Source organism: Butyrivibrio sp. TB, assembly GCF_900110805.1.
In the GTDB taxonomy this organism is placed as follows: domain Bacteria; phylum Bacillota; class Clostridia; order Lachnospirales; family Lachnospiraceae; genus Butyrivibrio; species Butyrivibrio fibrisolvens_C.
This window is the reverse complement of record NZ_FOER01000021.1, coordinates 62,036-79,370: the sequence shown is the minus strand read 5'-3', so window position 1 is coordinate 79,370 and position 17,335 is coordinate 62,036. Positions and strand designations below refer to the sequence as shown.

Below are 17,335 nucleotides of genomic sequence, written 5' to 3'. Positions count from 1 at the left end.
CCACCAAAAGCAAAAATAACCTTCTCAGATAATATATTACAACTTTTTTAATCAAATACAACTTTTATCTAATATTGAAAAGCTTCTCTTTATCAATTTTGTCTAACTTCATAAAAGCAGCAAACATTTTTGAAAACTTCATGGCCCCTACCGTATTAAAATGTCCCTGATCTTTGAAGTCAGTCAGTTCCCAAGAATAATATCCATCATCTATAAGATTAAAGTCATAATAGTCATATCCGTACTTACCAAAAAGATCTTTAAGTTCTTCATAAACCTCAAAATAGCTCTCTTTGGTATGCTGTGATATAAATGTCGGATACGGAACTTCCACTGGATAAAGTGCTATTCCGTTATTCTTACAATATTCGCAGATTTCAATCAAAGCTTTGCGATTCTCATCAGATATCTCAAGAACCGGTAGCTCTCTTCCCCAAGCGTAGTTATCAGCGTCCTCAACAGTTGTATATACTAGCGACATATCTACAACCTCATCAGAAGGCTCATATCCCGACGATAACCTATGACCATCTTTATCTTCGATAACTCCTGACAGTTTCTGCTTTATATTTAGAACAATATTGGTATTCCTGTTATATACCCAAGGAAAAAAGTAGTTGATCGAAGAAGGCTTCGTAATAAAGGATGGAGATGTAACAAATTCTACTGAAGTCACAAACGCTTTAACCGGATTCTGCATCCTTGTATAAGCACTTACAAAACTTGCATCAGCTCTGAAATTGTCAGATCTATCCTGCTCTAACATATCCCTGTCAACAGAAAAAACAATCTCATTTATACCATTCTCATGAGCCTCTTTTATAGCAATCAGAGTATTTTCAAAGGATTGCATATTGGTCCCCATATTAAATGACACTATACCAAGCTCATCATCAATACTCTCAGGATTGAAAGCACATTCACACTGCGATGTCCCAAGATATACCATTTCAACTTTCTTACTGCTTACATTTTCGTAAAAGTATGTCCACATCTCAGTGCTAGACCCCATATATGGTTCAACAGCAAAGCAGATAAGCTTATTGACTAAAATAAATATCACAAGCACAGCAACGAACGCTGCAATCTTTTTAGAAATTCGCATACATGAAGCCTCCTGTACCAGTAGTGAGCATGAAGGATGCCAATATGAGAAATATCATAATGAAAGCACATACACTCTTTATCGCAAGATTCTTTCTCATAATAGCAGTTCGTATATCTATATTGTTTTCTTCCAACAAGCTCACAACAAACACAATCACTATTCCAAATAATGCAACAATATATCCACCATAGAGATATCTTGTAGATTCAACGGTATTAACAACCTTCTGAGTGAACATTCTGAAAAATTCATTAAACGACCAGTTCATAACAGTATTTCTAAAGCAGTGCAAGCAATCTCCAAAGTCATAAATCCTGTCAAAGTACCATCCTATATTTACAATTATAAAAGTCCTAATAATCCTGAATACATGCATACCTTTTGAGGAAGATTCTATATTAAGCTTATGCGTGATTTTATCAAATGCAGGAGCTAAGATGTCTGATAAAGCTATTACAAGACCATTATATAATCCCCATATAATATAATGCATCTGTGTACCATGCCATACACCCACCAATAAAAACACCAGAATATTGGCAATTCCAGCAGGAAGCACTCGACCAAAATGCTTACCAAAATGTTTACTGCACCACTTTCCAAACTTCTGCATAAACTTAAGAAGCGCAAATGGATAAAAAACATAATCTCTCATAAATGCTCCAAGAGAGATATGCCATCTACGCCAAAAATCCCCAAGCGAGGTCGCAAAATATGGACGTTTAAAGTTGGGCATTAGCTCTATTCCAAACATTTCTGATACAGCAAGAGCCATATCTATTCCACCGGAGAAATCTGCATATTGCTGAGCTGAATACATGATAATGACAAGTACTATAAGACTTCCAGGAAGCCCTTCGCTACCATAATCAAAAATACCTGCTATAGATCCTGATAACATATCAGCAATTGCATACTTTTTCATAGCTCCAAAAAGGAAACGCCATAGTGCTCTCAAAAACCTATCATTTTCAAAAGTATGAACTGTATCATACTGAGGGCGAAGCTTGTCATATCTACTTATAGGTCCCTGAATAACCTGCGGAAAGAAGGACAAAAACAAAAGTAGTCTGAAGAAATTCTTCTCTGGTTCATATTTCTCATTATATATATCAGCTATATATGAAATTGCCATAAAGGTATAAAAAGAGATTCCAAGCGGAAGTATAAAGCCTGATACTTTAAACACTTGAATTTCAGTAAGATATTTTACGCAAATAAGGATCATAAGAACTATTGCCAGATCCAATATAAGCCATATCCTTTTCTGAATGATTCCTTTATTCTTTATTGCCTTTTTTTCTTCTTTTGTAAGTCCGGAAGCTTTCCTTCTTACCTTTGTAGTATTTATAACCCTTGATATTCCAAGTGCACTAGCCCAAGTAACTATAGTAGTAGTGAGAATGTACGGTACACCTGATAATCCACAAATTGCATAAAACAACATGCTGAAAACAAGCAGGCAAATCCATTGCCTGCTTTTCAATACTGTATAATATAACACAAGCGCTAATGCTATCATGCACCAAAATGCAAGTGAATAGAATTCCACAATTATATCTCCAATCTTATAATCAAATTCTATTAAATCTTACCACTCAAAAACACTAGAATATTATAAGCGCAATCGTTATAAAAATCTATTATTTATTACTTTTAACCAATCGGATGACAATTTTTTTATATATGTTATTATTATAATTGTAATATTTTTGTAATATTTTATAATGGGGAGGAAAAAATGTCGTCACATAACTTTTTATCAGTTGCTTCACTTTTAGTTTCAGTTACTTTGATCACAGGTTGTGCTTCTCCTTCTATTTCTAATCTAGAAGTAAGTAGCCAAGAGTTATCTGCAGTAATCAATCCTTCTGTTACTACTTCTAACAATTCCATCAATAGCTCTTCTGCTTCTGAAGAGTATTTAAGCTCAGATTCATCTGCTACAGATTCCACTTATAATGCAGAAGCTACAAGCACTGCATCTACAGAACAAGCCATCGTTACAAAAGATCCATACGGCGGTGGAAATGAACCTGTCCCTGATGGTGATCTTCAACTTGTTTTTATAGGGGACAGTCAGTTCGACAGATGGAGAAACTCCAGTACATCTATTTCTGAACTTGTAGGAGAAGAAATGAACGCCCTCCATTACAATCTTGGCGTAGGTGGAACATGTGCTGCTGTCGAAAGATCGCAAAATGGTTTTAATACAAGCAATGGCGAAAACGATTATGAAGAAGCCAACTTTACTGCAATATGTCATATGCTAAGAGGAGACGTTAGCACTGATCGTTACTCAAATATACTTAACCAAGAATTCAACATTGTCCTTGATACCATTAAGCCTGAGATAGTTGACTATTATATCATTGAATATGGTTATAATGATTACTATACTGCTGTAGACATGTACAATGAAGAGAATCCATACGATGAACATACTTTTTATGGAGCTCTTAATCAAGGAATAAAACTCCTTAAAGAAATATCTCCGTATGCTCATTTTATTATATGCACGCCATGCTATTGTAGATTCTATAATGGATCCGGCAAAGATATGGGAGATGCATATAATGTCACAAAAGGACTAGGATCTCTTGCGTATTATGCCGACTATGCACTCAAGCTTGCAGACAATATAGGGGCAAGAAAACTTGATGCGATAGGCGGAGGAGCATTTAATCTCAATTCATACACCTATAAAGAGTACCTTGAGGATAGCGTTCACTTATCCTATAAGGGGCGTGTTGTGTATGCTAAAGCACTAAGACGAATCATCCTTGACGATATGGGAATCTATGATTCAGAAAATGAAGGTGATATTAATATTCCTCTTTCTATAGCAAACTACTAAGATATACAAATGAGACGGTGCTACATCGTCTCATTTTCAATTAATTAGCAAAAGAAAGTATTTAATGCTAATATTATACTCTAGTACATGATGTTATCTAAATTGATCATCATCAAAGTATCAATCATCAATGAAAGGATTTTTCTAATGGACGAAAAAATAAAAATAGAAGGTGAGAAAATATTTCTAACACCAATGACTTTAGACGATGCCGAAATTTTTGTGAAATGGCGCAACAGTGATTATGTTATGTCACGCTTTTTCATCAAAGAACCATTCACCGTTGAAGGTCAACGCAATTGGATCAAAAATAAAGTCATGACCGATGAAGTTACTCAGTTTGTTGTATGGGACAAAGCTGACAATGTGCGAATTGGAAGTACATATCTTATCAATTTTGATAGAAACAACAAAAAATGTGAATATGGTATGCTTATCGGAGAAGAGCAATATGCAGGTGGCGGTCGTGGTTCAGAAATGGCCCGACTAACTTCTGATTTTGGTCTTCAGCAGTTAGGTTTTAACAAAGTATATTGTAGAATCATGGCAGATAACATCGCTTCAGTAAAAGCATGCGAAAAAGGCGGTTTCAGTATTGAAGGCCTATTCAAAGAAGATATATGGGTAGAAAACAAGCCCTTCGATGAATATTTTTTAGCAAAGTTCAAAAATCAGAATAATTGAATGATCAAAGATTGATATTCAATTATTCATTCATAAGCAAAACCGCCTCCGCAGCCCTTGAGTATGCCAAGACGGTTTTTCTGTTCTATACACTTAGCTTGTATACGTAAACTTTGTATGCAATTCCCTGCTTCGACGTTATAAGTTCAAGCCCTATCTCATGAGCATTAGTTATCTCTACACGTGAAAAAATATACTTACATCCAAGAGCTGCAAGAGCAACATTATTAATATATAAATTATCTTGTGTTATCCCGCCTAAATCCTTGGTATACATTGGCACAGATACATGATCACCTGAATACAGATAGCATCTTATCCCTGAGTTATCAAAATAATCAGCAGATGCTGGCTGAAGATCAAGCGCCGGTGCAATCACATTACGCCACTTATCCTTATAGTCCTGTGAATAAAATCCCAGATAGCCATCAAGAGTTGATATATCATTATATTCAAGCTGCGCAGGATACATAAGGTAGGCAGCGCACTGTTCTCCTTCTATGTATCCAATTTCTTCTTTTAATGTTCCAAAAAGCTGTGGATCATAGAACTCTTCCAAACTCAGATTATTGTCAGGAGTCTTACCATCATGATTGTGTTTATAATACTCTCCATATGCTGTGTAATATATATCATCATATCTCGCATCCTGACCATATGGAAGAGCTGGCTGGATTATTATAACAGCTATAGAAGCCAGTACCATCAGATATACAAGACCTCTAAACCAAAAACCTCGCCTTTGACTAACTGAATTCTGCCTGGTGGATTTACATATTCTATAGCATACTATCATGAAAGAAGCATACCAGAGAAATGGATTAAAAAATATAGTCCTATTGAATTGCCAACCCTTAAGCGGAGGTATCAGTAGTTCAAACAATTTCCGAATAGGAGCAAAAAAGTACAATCCATAAATAATACTATTAAATGCAATCGCAACAGCGCAAAAGTTGAAATAATCATGAACAATCCCAGACGCATTATTACTACGTATATACTTAGCATTCAGATAAAAAAAGTAAATAACACATACCGGAAGAACAATATATACATGTGCATCATTGGCATGCATCATGCCATTTGCCCAGACTTTTAATGTTTCAAATACAATTGAAATAGGCGACATATCCGCCTGAACTATCGAAGACCTTATAGTCACTTCGCCTGAAAAGAGCATTGTCATGAAAAGTCTATACTCAAAAACAACTGATCCTACAACTAAAAGAACCAGAGATACAAAGAGTCTTATTGGAAATTCATGATGCCTTATCCACATCCAGATAATAGCAATCATAAGATAACCCATAATAAAAATTCCATGATATGAAAAGTAGGAAAGAAAAGGGTAGCAAAAGATCAATAAATATTTTAAAAATGAAGGTTCCCTGTATACCGACCTTAATAGATATATGATAAGAGGAATTGCTGCAAAGGGTATTCCAAATGCTGGGAAAAGGTTAAGTATCCCATAGGCAAATGAAACAAGAATGGCAATCGCCATAGTGGACGAATAATCGTTTTTGACAGGATGTACATAATATACCCCATGCCTTACCCATTCATCTATCCCCTCATTAGTGAGGATATCATACGCAAGGAGCATTCCTCCGATCATAGCAATCAGAATCTTTATAAAATACCCCGCAACATATGCCTTTCCTGCCGGTAATATCATATAAAGTATCGTATAAAGTGAAAACTCTGAAGGAAGTACATTTCTGCTAATATTATCAAGAAAATCCGTTCCCGCTACAAGAGCAAAAAAAGTCTCATCATTCTTCATCATCTGATACTGAGGAATGAAAAGATCCAGATTGTCATGAATAGCAAAATAGCTACCTGCACCAGCTGTCTTATAAAGAACTATAGTACAAACAAAAAACAGGCCTATAAAAATAAAATACCAAAACCTTCTAAAAAAGAAGCCTATGTTGTCAAAAAAAGTTTTCATATGCTAAAAACCTCAAGGTACTTCCTTCATCCGTTCATAATCATATAAGTGTATACATCTACTATTACTATCATATTGATCAATAAAAGTATATATGTTTCAACATGATAATCATAGAATGCAGAAAGATGTCCATCTACATCACTATTATCTTTTTTAGAGCCAAGTGCAGCAACCAATAAACCAAATACCGGTAATATTGTCAAAAAATACCTTCCCTGAATTCCTCTTATGAGAAAATCCCCTACAGTATTCCAAGTGACATATATACTTCCAAGGATGAGTAAGAATCCAAATACGCTGATAAGTCCATATATCCAAATAGCATTAACTGATCCTAATCTCTTCGGTAATCTGATATTCTTAGAAGAAGCTATAAGTAATAGAACAAGAACAATAGTCACTACAGGAAGAGTCCTTATATTAAGCTGTCCTAAATAATCTCCTGTCATCTCTCCTATCCACTGCATGCCGTATTCTACAGATGATCTTATAACAGTCATCATTGTAGCAGGTATATGAGTAAGTACGTATCCAATCTGTGCTCCAGCTTCCATATTCTCTCCATTGGATACTAGATTCTGACCGAAGAAAACATTAGACATAAGGCACATGATTACAGGAATACCAAGCATAATACTGTATATAAGTCCGGTATTACCAATTTTCTTACTATGATGTTTGTCTGTAGCTTCTAACAAATCACTAACAGGAATCAATAGTACAAGTAGCAACAACACAATATAGACTATCTTGCACATTCCAACCAACGTACCAAGAGCTGTAATAATAGCCAAATCCTTTTTTGAAAAGGTGTTAATTGAAACAGCTCTATTAAGTACTAAAGCAATGAATACAAAAGCTAAAGCATTGGTCATTCCATCAGAAGTTACACCTGTCATCTCCTGAATCGTCATAGGAAGCATCATTATTGTAAACAGGAATTCTCTACCAGTAGGCATAACAAAAAGAGCAATCATATAAAGAATAAATGCGCCTATAAAGCCTGACCATCTGGCAGCCATAAATACGGAATGTACACTACTTGTAAATAATAAAGCAATTCTTATCCCAATTATCTGCGGAATGTAGCACACAGGTGCATACAAACTTGTATTATTAAAATCTATCTGCGCTGTGTCTGTAAAATCAAATACCGCTTTCGCATCAGAAAGATTCTGTATAGCTACAGGAAGAACTGCCCCAACACTTGTATCACTAAACTTAACAGACTGAAGATTCCCAAATGATAATGAAAAAGCTCTATAAAAATGGTTGACTTCATCCGGGATGGAACCTGCCGGAAAGGTTAAAATATAAATACTTCCTACTGCCAGTATAATAAACCCATATATAAATAACTTAAACCTATCCGCAAACACCCCCATAAATGCAAGTATCATAAGAATCACTATGAAGAATGCGCCTTTTATAAGGCCTTCATCTGATTCTATATTATGATCAAATAAATACTGACCATAGACAATCATTGTAACCAGTGATATGATTGCTGAGATAAACGCTTTACCGCCTATCAAGGTATCGCCTTTATATAAAGGTGCAACAAAAGATGATCCAACAAGTACGCATATACTAAGCAAGCCACATATCCATATACATAGTTTAAGAATCCCTGCTACTGTTACAGGAGTCTTAGATACAAGCTGGTCAGCACTATGCATTACAACAGCAGGTTCTGTAGACCCTACAAGACAATAAATACCCACTGTAAACTCGTTATCCGGCGCAATAATAAACTGATAACCATCACCCTTGTTCATGGTTATGCCAAAAGGAATATCATAAACATCATTGTCAGGTCTTGGAAAGAGATCTATATGCTGATCTACAACCATATTTCCCACAGGATCATACATATAAAAGTGCATACTGGCTTCCTGAGATACCTGTTCCTGAAAACGAAGCCTGACAGAACCTTTATCTATATATGAGCCATCTCCATGCAATACTGTAGTGATATATTCACCTGATGAGATATAGTAATAAGTATATGAATCGTCTTCTTTTAAAAGACGATTATTGATATCAGTATCTACTGTCTGAAATACAGAAAGGGGCCATATCAGTACTAATAGCATCAGTATCATAACAGAAACTATATAGCGAAGGATAATATTTTTCTTCTCTTTAGCATTAACGTTTTCTTTAGTAATAAATCCAGCCAAAATGATTTCCCCTCTAGTTTATTAAAGGCGATCTTATTTTCATAAAATCGCCTTTATCTAAGATTATTTTTCCTGATTAAAAACTTTCATACGTTCCTGACCACCAATACTGTGTGCAGCATCTTCACCGTGTTCAAGTATTGCTTTTACAAGCTGCATTCGAAATCCTGCATCAATAAAATCACAATGCGTACAGAATTTATAATTCTGACGGCCTAAAGCGATATCTTTTCTAGCAGCCATAAGCTTCGGGCTTCCCCAAGCTTCCTTAAGAGGTGTTATATTAAGATCACCAAAATCCGTCACTTCAAAGTTATCACAACAGCAAAGACCTATCTTACCATTTGGCATGATCCACATGTCAGTAAATGGAAGAAGACAGGTTTCTTTTATAACTTTCTCGGTTGCCTTCTTGTTAGGAGCACTTCCTGCTCTGTTAGTCAGAACCTCCTGAAGATATCGCATCTGAATCTGAATATCGATATCTTTGAATTCTTCAGGATGAGACTTAACATAATCATATATCTTCTGTATATTGGGATGAAGTTTCATCTCCATCGAATAATTGTTGATGATGAGCTGATTAATATAAGGCTGTATCTCTTTGAGCTTCTCAAGTGTCAATATCAATCCATTAGTAGACATAAATATAAAGCTATCCGGAAGCTTCTCTCTCGCATATTTATGAAATTCTACGATACGAGTATCAAGCCAAGGCTCATTATTGCCATAAAGTGTAAGATGACCCTTATATCCCCAATCAGCAAGCTGATCAATGATAGAACGATACAGATTATCATCGATCTTTGCCAAAGGGCGCTTTTCTGCATGCACATTAGCTGTACAAAATGCGCAGGTAGAATTACATCTGTTTATAGTCTCAATATTGACCACATTAGGCTTTGGAACTTCAGGACTATTCATAAAATAGTCGACATATTTCTTCTGAGCACGTGACCTTGTCAGAAACTGAAGTTTAAGATAAGCATTGCTGGCAAGATTTGGAAAATATTTTCTGGCGTTCCAGCCAAGTTTTCCCATAAAACTATTTACTTTGATTGGCATAACTTATTACTTCTTTCTATAGTTTAAACTATTCTAAATTATTGATTGATTTTGCTATTATTATTTTCTTCAGATATAACTGACATCTTCTTCCTGTGAAGTCCATTAAGCTGCATCTCAAAAACCCGGCGATTATTAATAGCCATATTCTGAAGCATCATACCGTTAAAAAAGGCTTGCAAGGCAGCAATCATTGTAAAACCACATACGATCAGAGTAGGAAACCTTTGAACAAGTCCAGTCTCCCAGTATTCCTTGAACACAGGAATAATAAAAACTATTGCCAAAATAGCAAGTACAACCGCCATCGCTGAGAAAAAGTGCATAGGCTTATAATCTCTATAAAGGCGTGAGATAGTCCTTATAACTCTAAAACCATCTGAGTAGGTATTGAGCTTAGATTCAGATCCTTCCGGTCTGTCTCTATACTCTATTACAACGTTTTCTATCTGCATATTATTAGTAACTGCATGAATTGTCATCTCTGTCTCAATCTCGAAGCCCTTGGACAAAACAGGGAAAGTCTTAACAAATTCATAGCTGAAAGCTCTATAACCTGTCATTATATCTCTTACATCGCAGTCAAAAAGCCTGTTTATAGAGCTTCTAACAATGCTATTTCCAAAATTGTGGAAAGGACGCTTGTTCTGTGTAAAGTAAGTTGAAGAGAGTCTGTCTCCAACCACCATATCCGCATTATGACTAAGTACCTTATCTACCATCTCAGATGCAGACTCCATAGGATATGTATCATCTCCATCTACCATAACATAGCACTGAGCCTCTATCTCGCGGAACATGCGACGTATAACATTGCCCTTCCCTTGCATATATTCATTCCTTACAATAGCACCGCAGGATTTAGCAATCTCCTCTGTCCTATCTGTGGAATTATTATTATAAACATAGATAACAGCCTCAGGAAGATATTTTTGAGTATCTTTAATTACTTTTTCAATAGTTTTTTCTTCATTGTAACACGGTATAAGTACCGCAATCTTATCCATATCTGTCCTCGATTCAAAATAATATTTTGCTTCAAAAGAGCTTTTTTCATTCTTTATGACTATAAGCAGAAAACATTCTGCCATGTAAGCATAGCCACCGACGATATTATACCATATTAGTGCAAGTATTGTATTTTTATTTTCATTTATAATTAGTGTATGCTCAGCAACCGGTTGATTTTTCAGCCGATGTTTTCGCATAAAATATAACAACAATTGTACCTTGAAAATATCAAAATCAATTTTTGGAACAAAGAAAGCCTTAGTAGGCTATCCAGGTTCATTGAGATGATCGACAGCACTATTGAGCTGCGTGTAGTATCTTCGCGCTTTGTCATGATCAAGCCCAGTCCATGACTGTGCTTTGATAATCCAAATTTACGCTCAACTTCGATCCTGTCTACGCTATCAATGTACTCTGTATGCTTATCGATGACTGTATCCTTGCCAGGCCTTCCAAGAGCTGGACCAGCAAGCCTTATTCCATGCTCCTTGCAGTACGCAAGATTGACTCTGTTTCTGTATATCTTATCTGCAAGAACTCTTTCGGGATAATGTCCATTACGCTTGTAGTAGTTCTCTATTGCTGGAATCAGCACTTCGCTTTCGTTGTAAGCTTCAAAGGATATCTTTTCTATCCTGCCAAGACCATTCTCTACACTTAGGTCAAGCTTTGCGCCAAACTCAACAGGCGCCTTGCTCTTTCCTCTGACAATAGGTCTGATGTATGGCTGAGATATACTGACAATCCTGTTCTCTACTGTATGAGTTTTGTTGTCATACATGTACTGTTGCTGTTCAACGAGCTTATCCAGAATTTCAAGGCGTTCCAGTTGTTTTTCATCAGGATAGTATTCATAGCTTGAGAGCCGATCGATGTAATTCCTGTCTCGGCGTATGTACTGGAGTTGCTTCTTTATTGCCTTACGGATCTTCTTTGAGGATCTCTTCTTGCTCTTTGCCAGAGCAAGATAGTCCTTCCTGGCTTTTTTCTTGTACATCCTTGGTTTTTTGAGGTTGTACTCATAGCAGACAGATCCGATAATTTCTTCAAGATTTTCTCTTGCTTTATTCAGAAGATTAACATCTTGAGGAAAGGCTATATTCTGTGGAGCACATGTTGCATCAATGATAAGTGTTCCATCGTTTGTGTTAGCAGTATCATCATGTTTCTGCGAATCACTGCCACTGTTATCTGAAGGAGTGTTGTCATCGTCATGTTTATTGTTTCGGATGATCATTTCATTGATCTCTGCCAGCTTTTCTTCAGTAAGGCGCTTACGGAACTCAACAAGAAGAGATGGTGCAAACGGCTGGTCTAGCTGGAATCCTGGGAGGCCAATAAAGTACTGGTAGTACGGATTCATTTGGATCTGTTCCACAAGCTCTCTGTCAGAATAGTCATATTTCTTCTGAATGAGAAGAGCACCAAGTGCCATTCGAAGAGGCTTTGCCGGCATTCCACACTCTGACGGAAATAAATCGGCGTATTCTTTTTCGATATCATCCCATGGGATGATGGCAGCTTTCTTTATCCATTTATTCTCAGGATCCAGTTTCAATCCAAGAGGCTGGTTAAAATCCTTGAGAGTAATCTGACGATTTTGATTCTTTTTATACATGGGATTCTCCGTGAGAAGTGCAAAGTTTTTGAAGTGAAATCAGTGTTTTCCTTGCATCTATTATCTAATGAAATGCCCGCAAAGTCAGCAATATCAAGGGTTATTAATTGTTGAGTACGCACTAATTAAGGCAGGATATCGTGACATGTGATATGATGATATATGTGTTTTTTAACACGCTAGTATATAGGGTTAAGTGAAATATATACGATTGGAGAATATTATGAAAAAAAGACTAACAAGACTTACAGCGCTTTTGCTTGGTGCGTCTATGCTGTCAGCCTGCAGTTTTGATACTACAGTAAAGAAAGCTGCATCCGAATCAAATTCTGCAAACGCTTCAAACAGTGCATCTGTATCCTCTGTTTCAGCAACTGAAGCTTCAAGCACAGTATCATCCCTGGAAGCAAGTACCGCAGATATTGCTGCCAATGCTTCAACAGAAGCTTCATCAACTGAACAGGTTGATACAGCATCCGAAAGTAGTACAACTGTACTTAATGATCCTACAGGTGACGGGCAGGTAGTAATCGTATTCCTTGGAGACAGTCAGTTTGCCAACGGAAGAGAAGATGGAACTTCTATTTCAGATCTTGTCCATAACTCTACCGGTTATACCGTATATAATCTTGGATGCGGCGGAACTACTGCATCTACAAAAGTAGGTGAACAATACCAATACAGCGATGCCTCATTCTATAACGTGTCTGAATTCCTGAATGGTCGCGGAGACAGTTCAATATTTGATTACTATGGCGTAGCTGATATTGCAAATAGCATAGACCCAGCAAAAGTCGATTATTATGTCGTAGAGTATGGAGTAAATGATTTCCTTTCAAACAGACCACAGGCTGATACTACTGATAGTAAAAATGTTTCATGCTATGTTAATGCCATGCATGTAGCTCTCTTCCAGCTATCACAAGCAAGTCCGAAAGCAAGAATAGTATGCTGCTCTCCGATATATTGTCAGTTCTGGGGGAAGGATGGCGCATTCCTCGGTGATGGTAATATGTACCATAACTCCTATGCTACATATGAAGAATATGCAGGTAACTGTATACAGACAGCAGAGAACGAAGGATGCATAATATTTGATGCATATCATGGTAGATTTATGGATTTGGATACTTATACTGCCAAAGATTACCTTGCAGAAGATGGAATACATCTTACACCACGAGGCAGAAAAGTATTTGCCGCAGTAGTAACACACCTTATCAATAGACAGCTAGGTCTAGATGACACATATCTAGACAATCCATATAAAATTGATAATTACTAAAGACTAAAGGCTTCTTGAGCAAAACAAAATGTTCAAGAAGCCTTTTTTTAATTTAATGTAATTATAATATTACTCTGCTAATGCAAAAACCAATAGCTCTCATATTATTTTATAATACTCTTTGTACCACTTTACAAAAGAATTAATACCATCTCTAAGGGATGTATCCGGTTTAAATCCAAAATCTCTTTCAAGTTCTGATACATCAGCAAAAGTCTGATATACATCTCCAGCCTGCATAGGAAGGAACTCTTTCTGGGCTTCTATACCAAGAGCTTCTTCCAAAAAAGAAACCATGTTCATAAGAGGTTCTGGATGATTATTGCCTATATTATAGACTTTATAACGTGCTCCCTTACCATTATCAGCCGGAGGACAAGGAAGCATATTCATGATACCTGTAACGATATCATCAACATAGGTAAAGTCTCTCTTCATATCTCCGTTGTTGTATATCTGAATAGGTTCTCCCTTTAATATCTTATTAGTAAATTTAAAGAGTGCCATATCAGGGCGTCCAAGAGGACCGTATACAGTGAAGAATCTAAGCCCTGTAGATGGTATTCCATAAAGCTTTGAATAGGAATGTGCCATAAGCTCATTGGACTTCTTGGTCGCTGCATATAAGCTTACAGGCTCATCAACCTTATCTTCTGTACTAAAAGGCACCTTAGTGTTACCACCATATACAGAGCTTGATGATGCAAAAAGAAGATGCTCTACACCTAATGCTCCATTATCATAACTGTGTCTGCAGGCTTCAAGAATGTTAAAAAAGCCGATAATATTAGATTCTATATAGCTTTCAGGATGGTCTATAGAGTATCTGACACCTGCCTGAGCTGCAAGATTGACCACAATATCAGGGTGATATTTTCCAAACACCTGATCAACGACGGATTTATCCTGAAGGTTACCCTTAACAAAAGTAAAGTTATCATTACCTACTTTTGATGATACATCCTTAAGGAGTCTTAAACGTTCCTCCTTAAGAGATACATCATAGTAGTCATTCATATTATCAAAGCCAATAACAGAAGCTCCCGCTTCCAAAAGCCTTCTTGATAAATGATATCCTATAAATCCCGCTGCGCCTGTAATTAAATATCTCTTACTTATATCTACCATGCTAATATCATCTGCCCTTCTTAGTTACAAAAACTATTATTACAATTTTACTCCCATGTCTTCCATGGTGCATTACCGCCTGCCCATAAAGCTTCAAGCCTGTCCTTTTCTCTCTTTGTATCCATACATTGCCAAAAGCCGTCATAGCGATAGCCCATGAGCTGTCCTTCGCTTGCAAGGCGCTCTAATACATCCTTTTCAAAGATAGTATTATCTCCTTCGATATAGTCAAATATCTCAGGTTCCAAAACCATATATCCTGCATTGATACGGCTGCCATCAGTTTCATTCTTCTCTCTGAAAGAAGATATTCTGTCGCCTTCCATCTCCATAGTTCCAAAACGCTGACCTATGTTAACAGAAGTAATCGTAGCAACCTTGCCATGGCTCTTATGGAACTTCAGGATATCATTCATATTGATATCACTTACTCCGTCGCCATATGACAGCATAAATGTTTCATCACCGATATATTTCTGTACCCTCTTAATACGTCCACCCGTCATGGTATCAAGGCCTGTATCGACTATTGTTACCTTCCAGGGCTCAGCTGCATTATTATGAACCGTCATTCGATTATCATCAGTCAGATCAAAAGTTACATCGCAGTTATAAAGATAATAATTGGCAAACCACTCCTTAATAACGTACTGCTTATAACCTGCACATATAATAAATTCATTATAGCCATGGTGAGAATACTCCTTCATTATGTGCCATAAAATAGGCTTCTCACCAATCTCGATCATCGGCTTTGGTTTTAAATGACTTTCTTCATTTATTCTTGTGCCATATCCCCCGGCCAAAAGTACTACTTTCATACATTAAACTCCTTTATTTCAACTTCCCCTGCTTCTTATATCACAAATATCAATTTCCAAAACGTTCATTGTATTCATCTCTTGGAATTGCAATGACTGATTCTTTCCCATAATACTTCCTAGTAGAATCGTTAGTAAAATTACTTATATCAGATGTTAGAGGCATATGCATAAAAGGTCCCTGATCATCATTCATCTCTGGTAAAACAACGTTTTGCTGCGTATCATCCAAGAGTATTTCCAACCTTTCCTGCATTTGAGCTTCAAAATCCTCTAGACGTCCATCCTTTATGAAATTATAAATCATATAATCATGACTATTCTTTATGATACTTTTACCAAATACAATTAAAAGCATAGTTGCAATTGTAGCCATCATAATTACAAGGATTTTTGCGATTTTTTCTTTTAACAACACACCTATTATCTCACCAATCAATACTGCAGAAATGGTAACAAAGATCAAAAAGCAAAAATAGTTAAAATCAAAGAAACCACCAGAAATAGCAAGCTCTGGTGAATATGTCATGTAATAAACGCCAGGAGCATATACTGCACAATAAGTTAAAAATGAAAAGGCTATCAAAAATAAATACTTAGGAATAATATGTTTATCTTTGTGTTTCCCTCTCACTATAGAAAAAGAAATTACAGCTAATATATAAACCGGAATTAACTGTATAGTCCTAATATAGCTTATTCCGTCCTGTATACTAAGTGCTATACTCCTAAGCACTGTAACAAATGCTTTTCCTATGCTAAAACCAAACTCATCACCTGCTCTTACAGAATTACCCGGAGCTTTTGCACAGATAAAAAGCCCAATAAGTTCAACTACAATTTCAAAAATTATAGTCGGTATTACTTTTGTATTCTTTTTTACGAATAAGGAAAAAAGTAATAAAAGCTGCAAAATTAGCGCTAATAGAATTGCCTGATAGTGAGAACCCCCAATATATCCACTGATAACAACCATTACCGGAATTAGCTTTTTGTTCTCGTCATAGCTGTATCTACTATTCAAAGCAAGTAAAATCAGTGCAGTTCCAAAAGGTATAGTATAATGGGCCATACCGGTAAACCAGAACAAACCACCACGAATATATGGCATATATTGAGACATCAAAATCATGAGCGGTAAATATATAAGCCCAAAATCTGTTTTTGAATACCCTTTTATTCTCTTGACGATCATCTCATAAATAAAGAAACCAGTTCCAACAAAAAGGAAAGTCAATCCTATAAATGGTGTGAGTGAATACCACTTCTCTCCCCAGATTCCCGGCTGCATAGCCAGCACAAAATTAGATGCCCATGTCCCTTCAAAACCTTTCCATGTTTCAACAGCATCCGTAGCAGCTTGCGCTATTATTCTCCAGAATGGCGCCCCTTGAACTACTAGTCTATGTACATTAGCACTCTTACCAAAATCATCTCCTGTTGCATAATCAAACATCGCACAGTATATAATTGGTACAATACTTAATGCCCACAAAACTACCAAGACTAATAATATTGACTTTTTTTGTATTTTAAATTTGTTCAATATGAAATACCTCAATTATAACTATTTTAGATAAATCATTAAAAAAGCATAATGCCTATGCTATTGTAAAAG

13 protein-coding genes are annotated in these 17,335 nt (G+C 36.3%); 3 read left to right on the top strand and 10 right to left on the bottom strand.

Annotated features, from left to right (window positions below; translation table 11 throughout):
- Positions 1 to 64 precede the first annotated feature (64 nt).
- Complete coding sequence (locus BMX21_RS13910) at positions 65 to 1,105, bottom strand: hypothetical protein (RefSeq protein ID WP_027203435.1); 1,041 nt, start codon at positions 1,103 to 1,105, stop codon at positions 65 to 67.
- On the bottom strand, positions 1,092 to 2,660 hold the full coding sequence (locus BMX21_RS13905; protein ID WP_242952930.1) for an MBOAT family O-acyltransferase: 1,569 nt from the start codon (positions 2,658 to 2,660) through the stop codon (positions 1,092 to 1,094). Before BMX21_RS13905 ends, BMX21_RS13910 begins: the two co-directional genes overlap by 14 nt.
- Positions 2,661 to 2,849: 189 nt before the next feature.
- On the opposite strand from BMX21_RS13905, the gene BMX21_RS13900 reads away from it, so the two are divergent.
- Complete coding sequence (locus BMX21_RS13900; protein ID WP_092045377.1) at positions 2,850 to 3,965, top strand: SGNH/GDSL hydrolase family protein; 1,116 nt, start codon at positions 2,850 to 2,852, stop codon at positions 3,963 to 3,965.
- A gap of 147 nt (positions 3,966 to 4,112) precedes the next feature.
- Positions 4,113 to 4,649 (top strand): GNAT family N-acetyltransferase, encoded by a 537-nt coding sequence (locus BMX21_RS13895; RefSeq protein WP_177174050.1) that lies wholly within the window; start codon positions 4,113 to 4,115, stop codon positions 4,647 to 4,649.
- Positions 4,650 to 4,734: 85 nt separating this feature from the next.
- On the opposite strand, the gene BMX21_RS13890 is transcribed toward BMX21_RS13895, so the two are convergent.
- The 5 genes from BMX21_RS13890 to BMX21_RS13870 form a co-directional block, all read right to left on the bottom strand.
- Entirely contained in the window at positions 4,735 to 6,603 is a 1,869-nt protein-coding gene (locus BMX21_RS13890) for a DUF6044 family protein (protein WP_092045373.1), read from the bottom strand.
- 26 nt (positions 6,604 to 6,629) lie between these two features.
- Positions 6,630 to 8,789 carry a DUF2142 domain-containing protein gene (locus tag BMX21_RS13885; RefSeq protein WP_092045371.1) on the bottom strand — a complete coding sequence of 720 codons (2,160 nt, stop codon included), beginning with the start codon at positions 8,787 to 8,789 and terminating at the stop codon, positions 6,630 to 6,632.
- A gap of 63 nt (positions 8,790 to 8,852) precedes the next feature.
- On the bottom strand, positions 8,853 to 9,854 hold the full coding sequence (locus BMX21_RS13880) for a radical SAM/SPASM domain-containing protein (protein WP_092045369.1): 1,002 nt from the start codon (positions 9,852 to 9,854) through the stop codon (positions 8,853 to 8,855).
- Positions 9,855 to 9,892: 38 nt separating this feature from the next.
- Positions 9,893 to 10,861, bottom strand: coding sequence for a glycosyltransferase family 2 protein (locus BMX21_RS13875; RefSeq protein ID WP_092045406.1), 969 nt, complete (start codon positions 10,859 to 10,861; stop codon positions 9,893 to 9,895).
- Positions 10,862 to 11,043: 182 nt separating this feature from the next.
- Positions 11,044 to 12,483 carry an IS5 family transposase gene (locus BMX21_RS13870; protein ID WP_092045366.1) on the bottom strand — a complete coding sequence of 480 codons (1,440 nt, stop codon included), beginning with the start codon at positions 12,481 to 12,483 and terminating at the stop codon, positions 11,044 to 11,046.
- Between the two features lie 223 nt (positions 12,484 to 12,706).
- Between BMX21_RS13870 and BMX21_RS13865 the strand changes: the two genes are divergently transcribed.
- Complete coding sequence (locus BMX21_RS13865; RefSeq protein WP_092045364.1) at positions 12,707 to 13,768, top strand: SGNH/GDSL hydrolase family protein; 1,062 nt, start codon at positions 12,707 to 12,709, stop codon at positions 13,766 to 13,768.
- 99 nt (positions 13,769 to 13,867) lie between these two features.
- Here the strand turns inward: BMX21_RS13865 and BMX21_RS13860 are convergent, their stop codons facing one another.
- Genes BMX21_RS13860 through BMX21_RS13850 form a run of 3 tightly spaced genes read right to left on the bottom strand, consistent with a single transcriptional unit; the run spans position 13,868 to position 17,263 of the window.
- Entirely contained in the window at positions 13,868 to 14,896 is a 1,029-nt protein-coding gene (locus BMX21_RS13860) for a GDP-mannose 4,6-dehydratase (protein ID WP_092045362.1), read from the bottom strand.
- A 47-nt stretch (positions 14,897 to 14,943) separates the two neighbouring features.
- Positions 14,944 to 15,717, bottom strand: a complete 774-nt coding sequence (gene rfbF, locus BMX21_RS13855; protein WP_027203421.1) for a glucose-1-phosphate cytidylyltransferase — start codon at positions 15,715 to 15,717, stop codon at positions 14,944 to 14,946.
- A gap of 49 nt (positions 15,718 to 15,766) precedes the next feature.
- Positions 15,767 to 17,263, bottom strand: a complete 1,497-nt coding sequence (locus BMX21_RS13850; protein ID WP_092045359.1) for a DUF6056 family protein — start codon at positions 17,261 to 17,263, stop codon at positions 15,767 to 15,769.
- Positions 17,264 to 17,335: the final 72 nt, after the last annotated feature.

Bases quoted from the DNA above. Each gene is read 5' to 3' on its own strand.
- BMX21_RS13895 (WP_177174050.1), top strand. From the start codon at position 4,113: ATGGACGAAAAAATAAAAATAGAAGGTGAGAAAATATTTCTAACACCA.
- BMX21_RS13865 (WP_092045364.1), top strand. From the start codon at position 12,707: ATGAAAAAAAGACTAACAAGACTTACAGCGCTTTTGCTTGGTGCGTCT.
- BMX21_RS13870 (WP_092045366.1), bottom strand. From the start codon at position 12,483: ATGTATAAAAAGAATCAAAATCGTCAGATTACTCTCAAGGATTTTAAC.
- rfbF (WP_027203421.1), bottom strand. From the start codon at position 15,717: ATGAAAGTAGTACTTTTGGCCGGGGGATATGGCACAAGAATAAATGAA.
- BMX21_RS13875 (WP_092045406.1), bottom strand. From the start codon at position 10,861: ATGGATAAGATTGCGGTACTTATACCGTGTTACAATGAAGAAAAAACT.
- BMX21_RS13910 (WP_027203435.1), bottom strand. From the start codon at position 1,105: ATGCGAATTTCTAAAAAGATTGCAGCGTTCGTTGCTGTGCTTGTGATA.
- BMX21_RS13890 (WP_092045373.1), bottom strand. From the start codon at position 6,603: ATGAAAACTTTTTTTGACAACATAGGCTTCTTTTTTAGAAGGTTTTGG.
- BMX21_RS13880 (WP_092045369.1), bottom strand. From the start codon at position 9,854: ATGCCAATCAAAGTAAATAGTTTTATGGGAAAACTTGGCTGGAACGCC.
- BMX21_RS13860 (WP_092045362.1), bottom strand. From the start codon at position 14,896: ATGGTAGATATAAGTAAGAGATATTTAATTACAGGCGCAGCGGGATTT.
- BMX21_RS13900 (WP_092045377.1), top strand. From the start codon at position 2,850: ATGTCGTCACATAACTTTTTATCAGTTGCTTCACTTTTAGTTTCAGTT.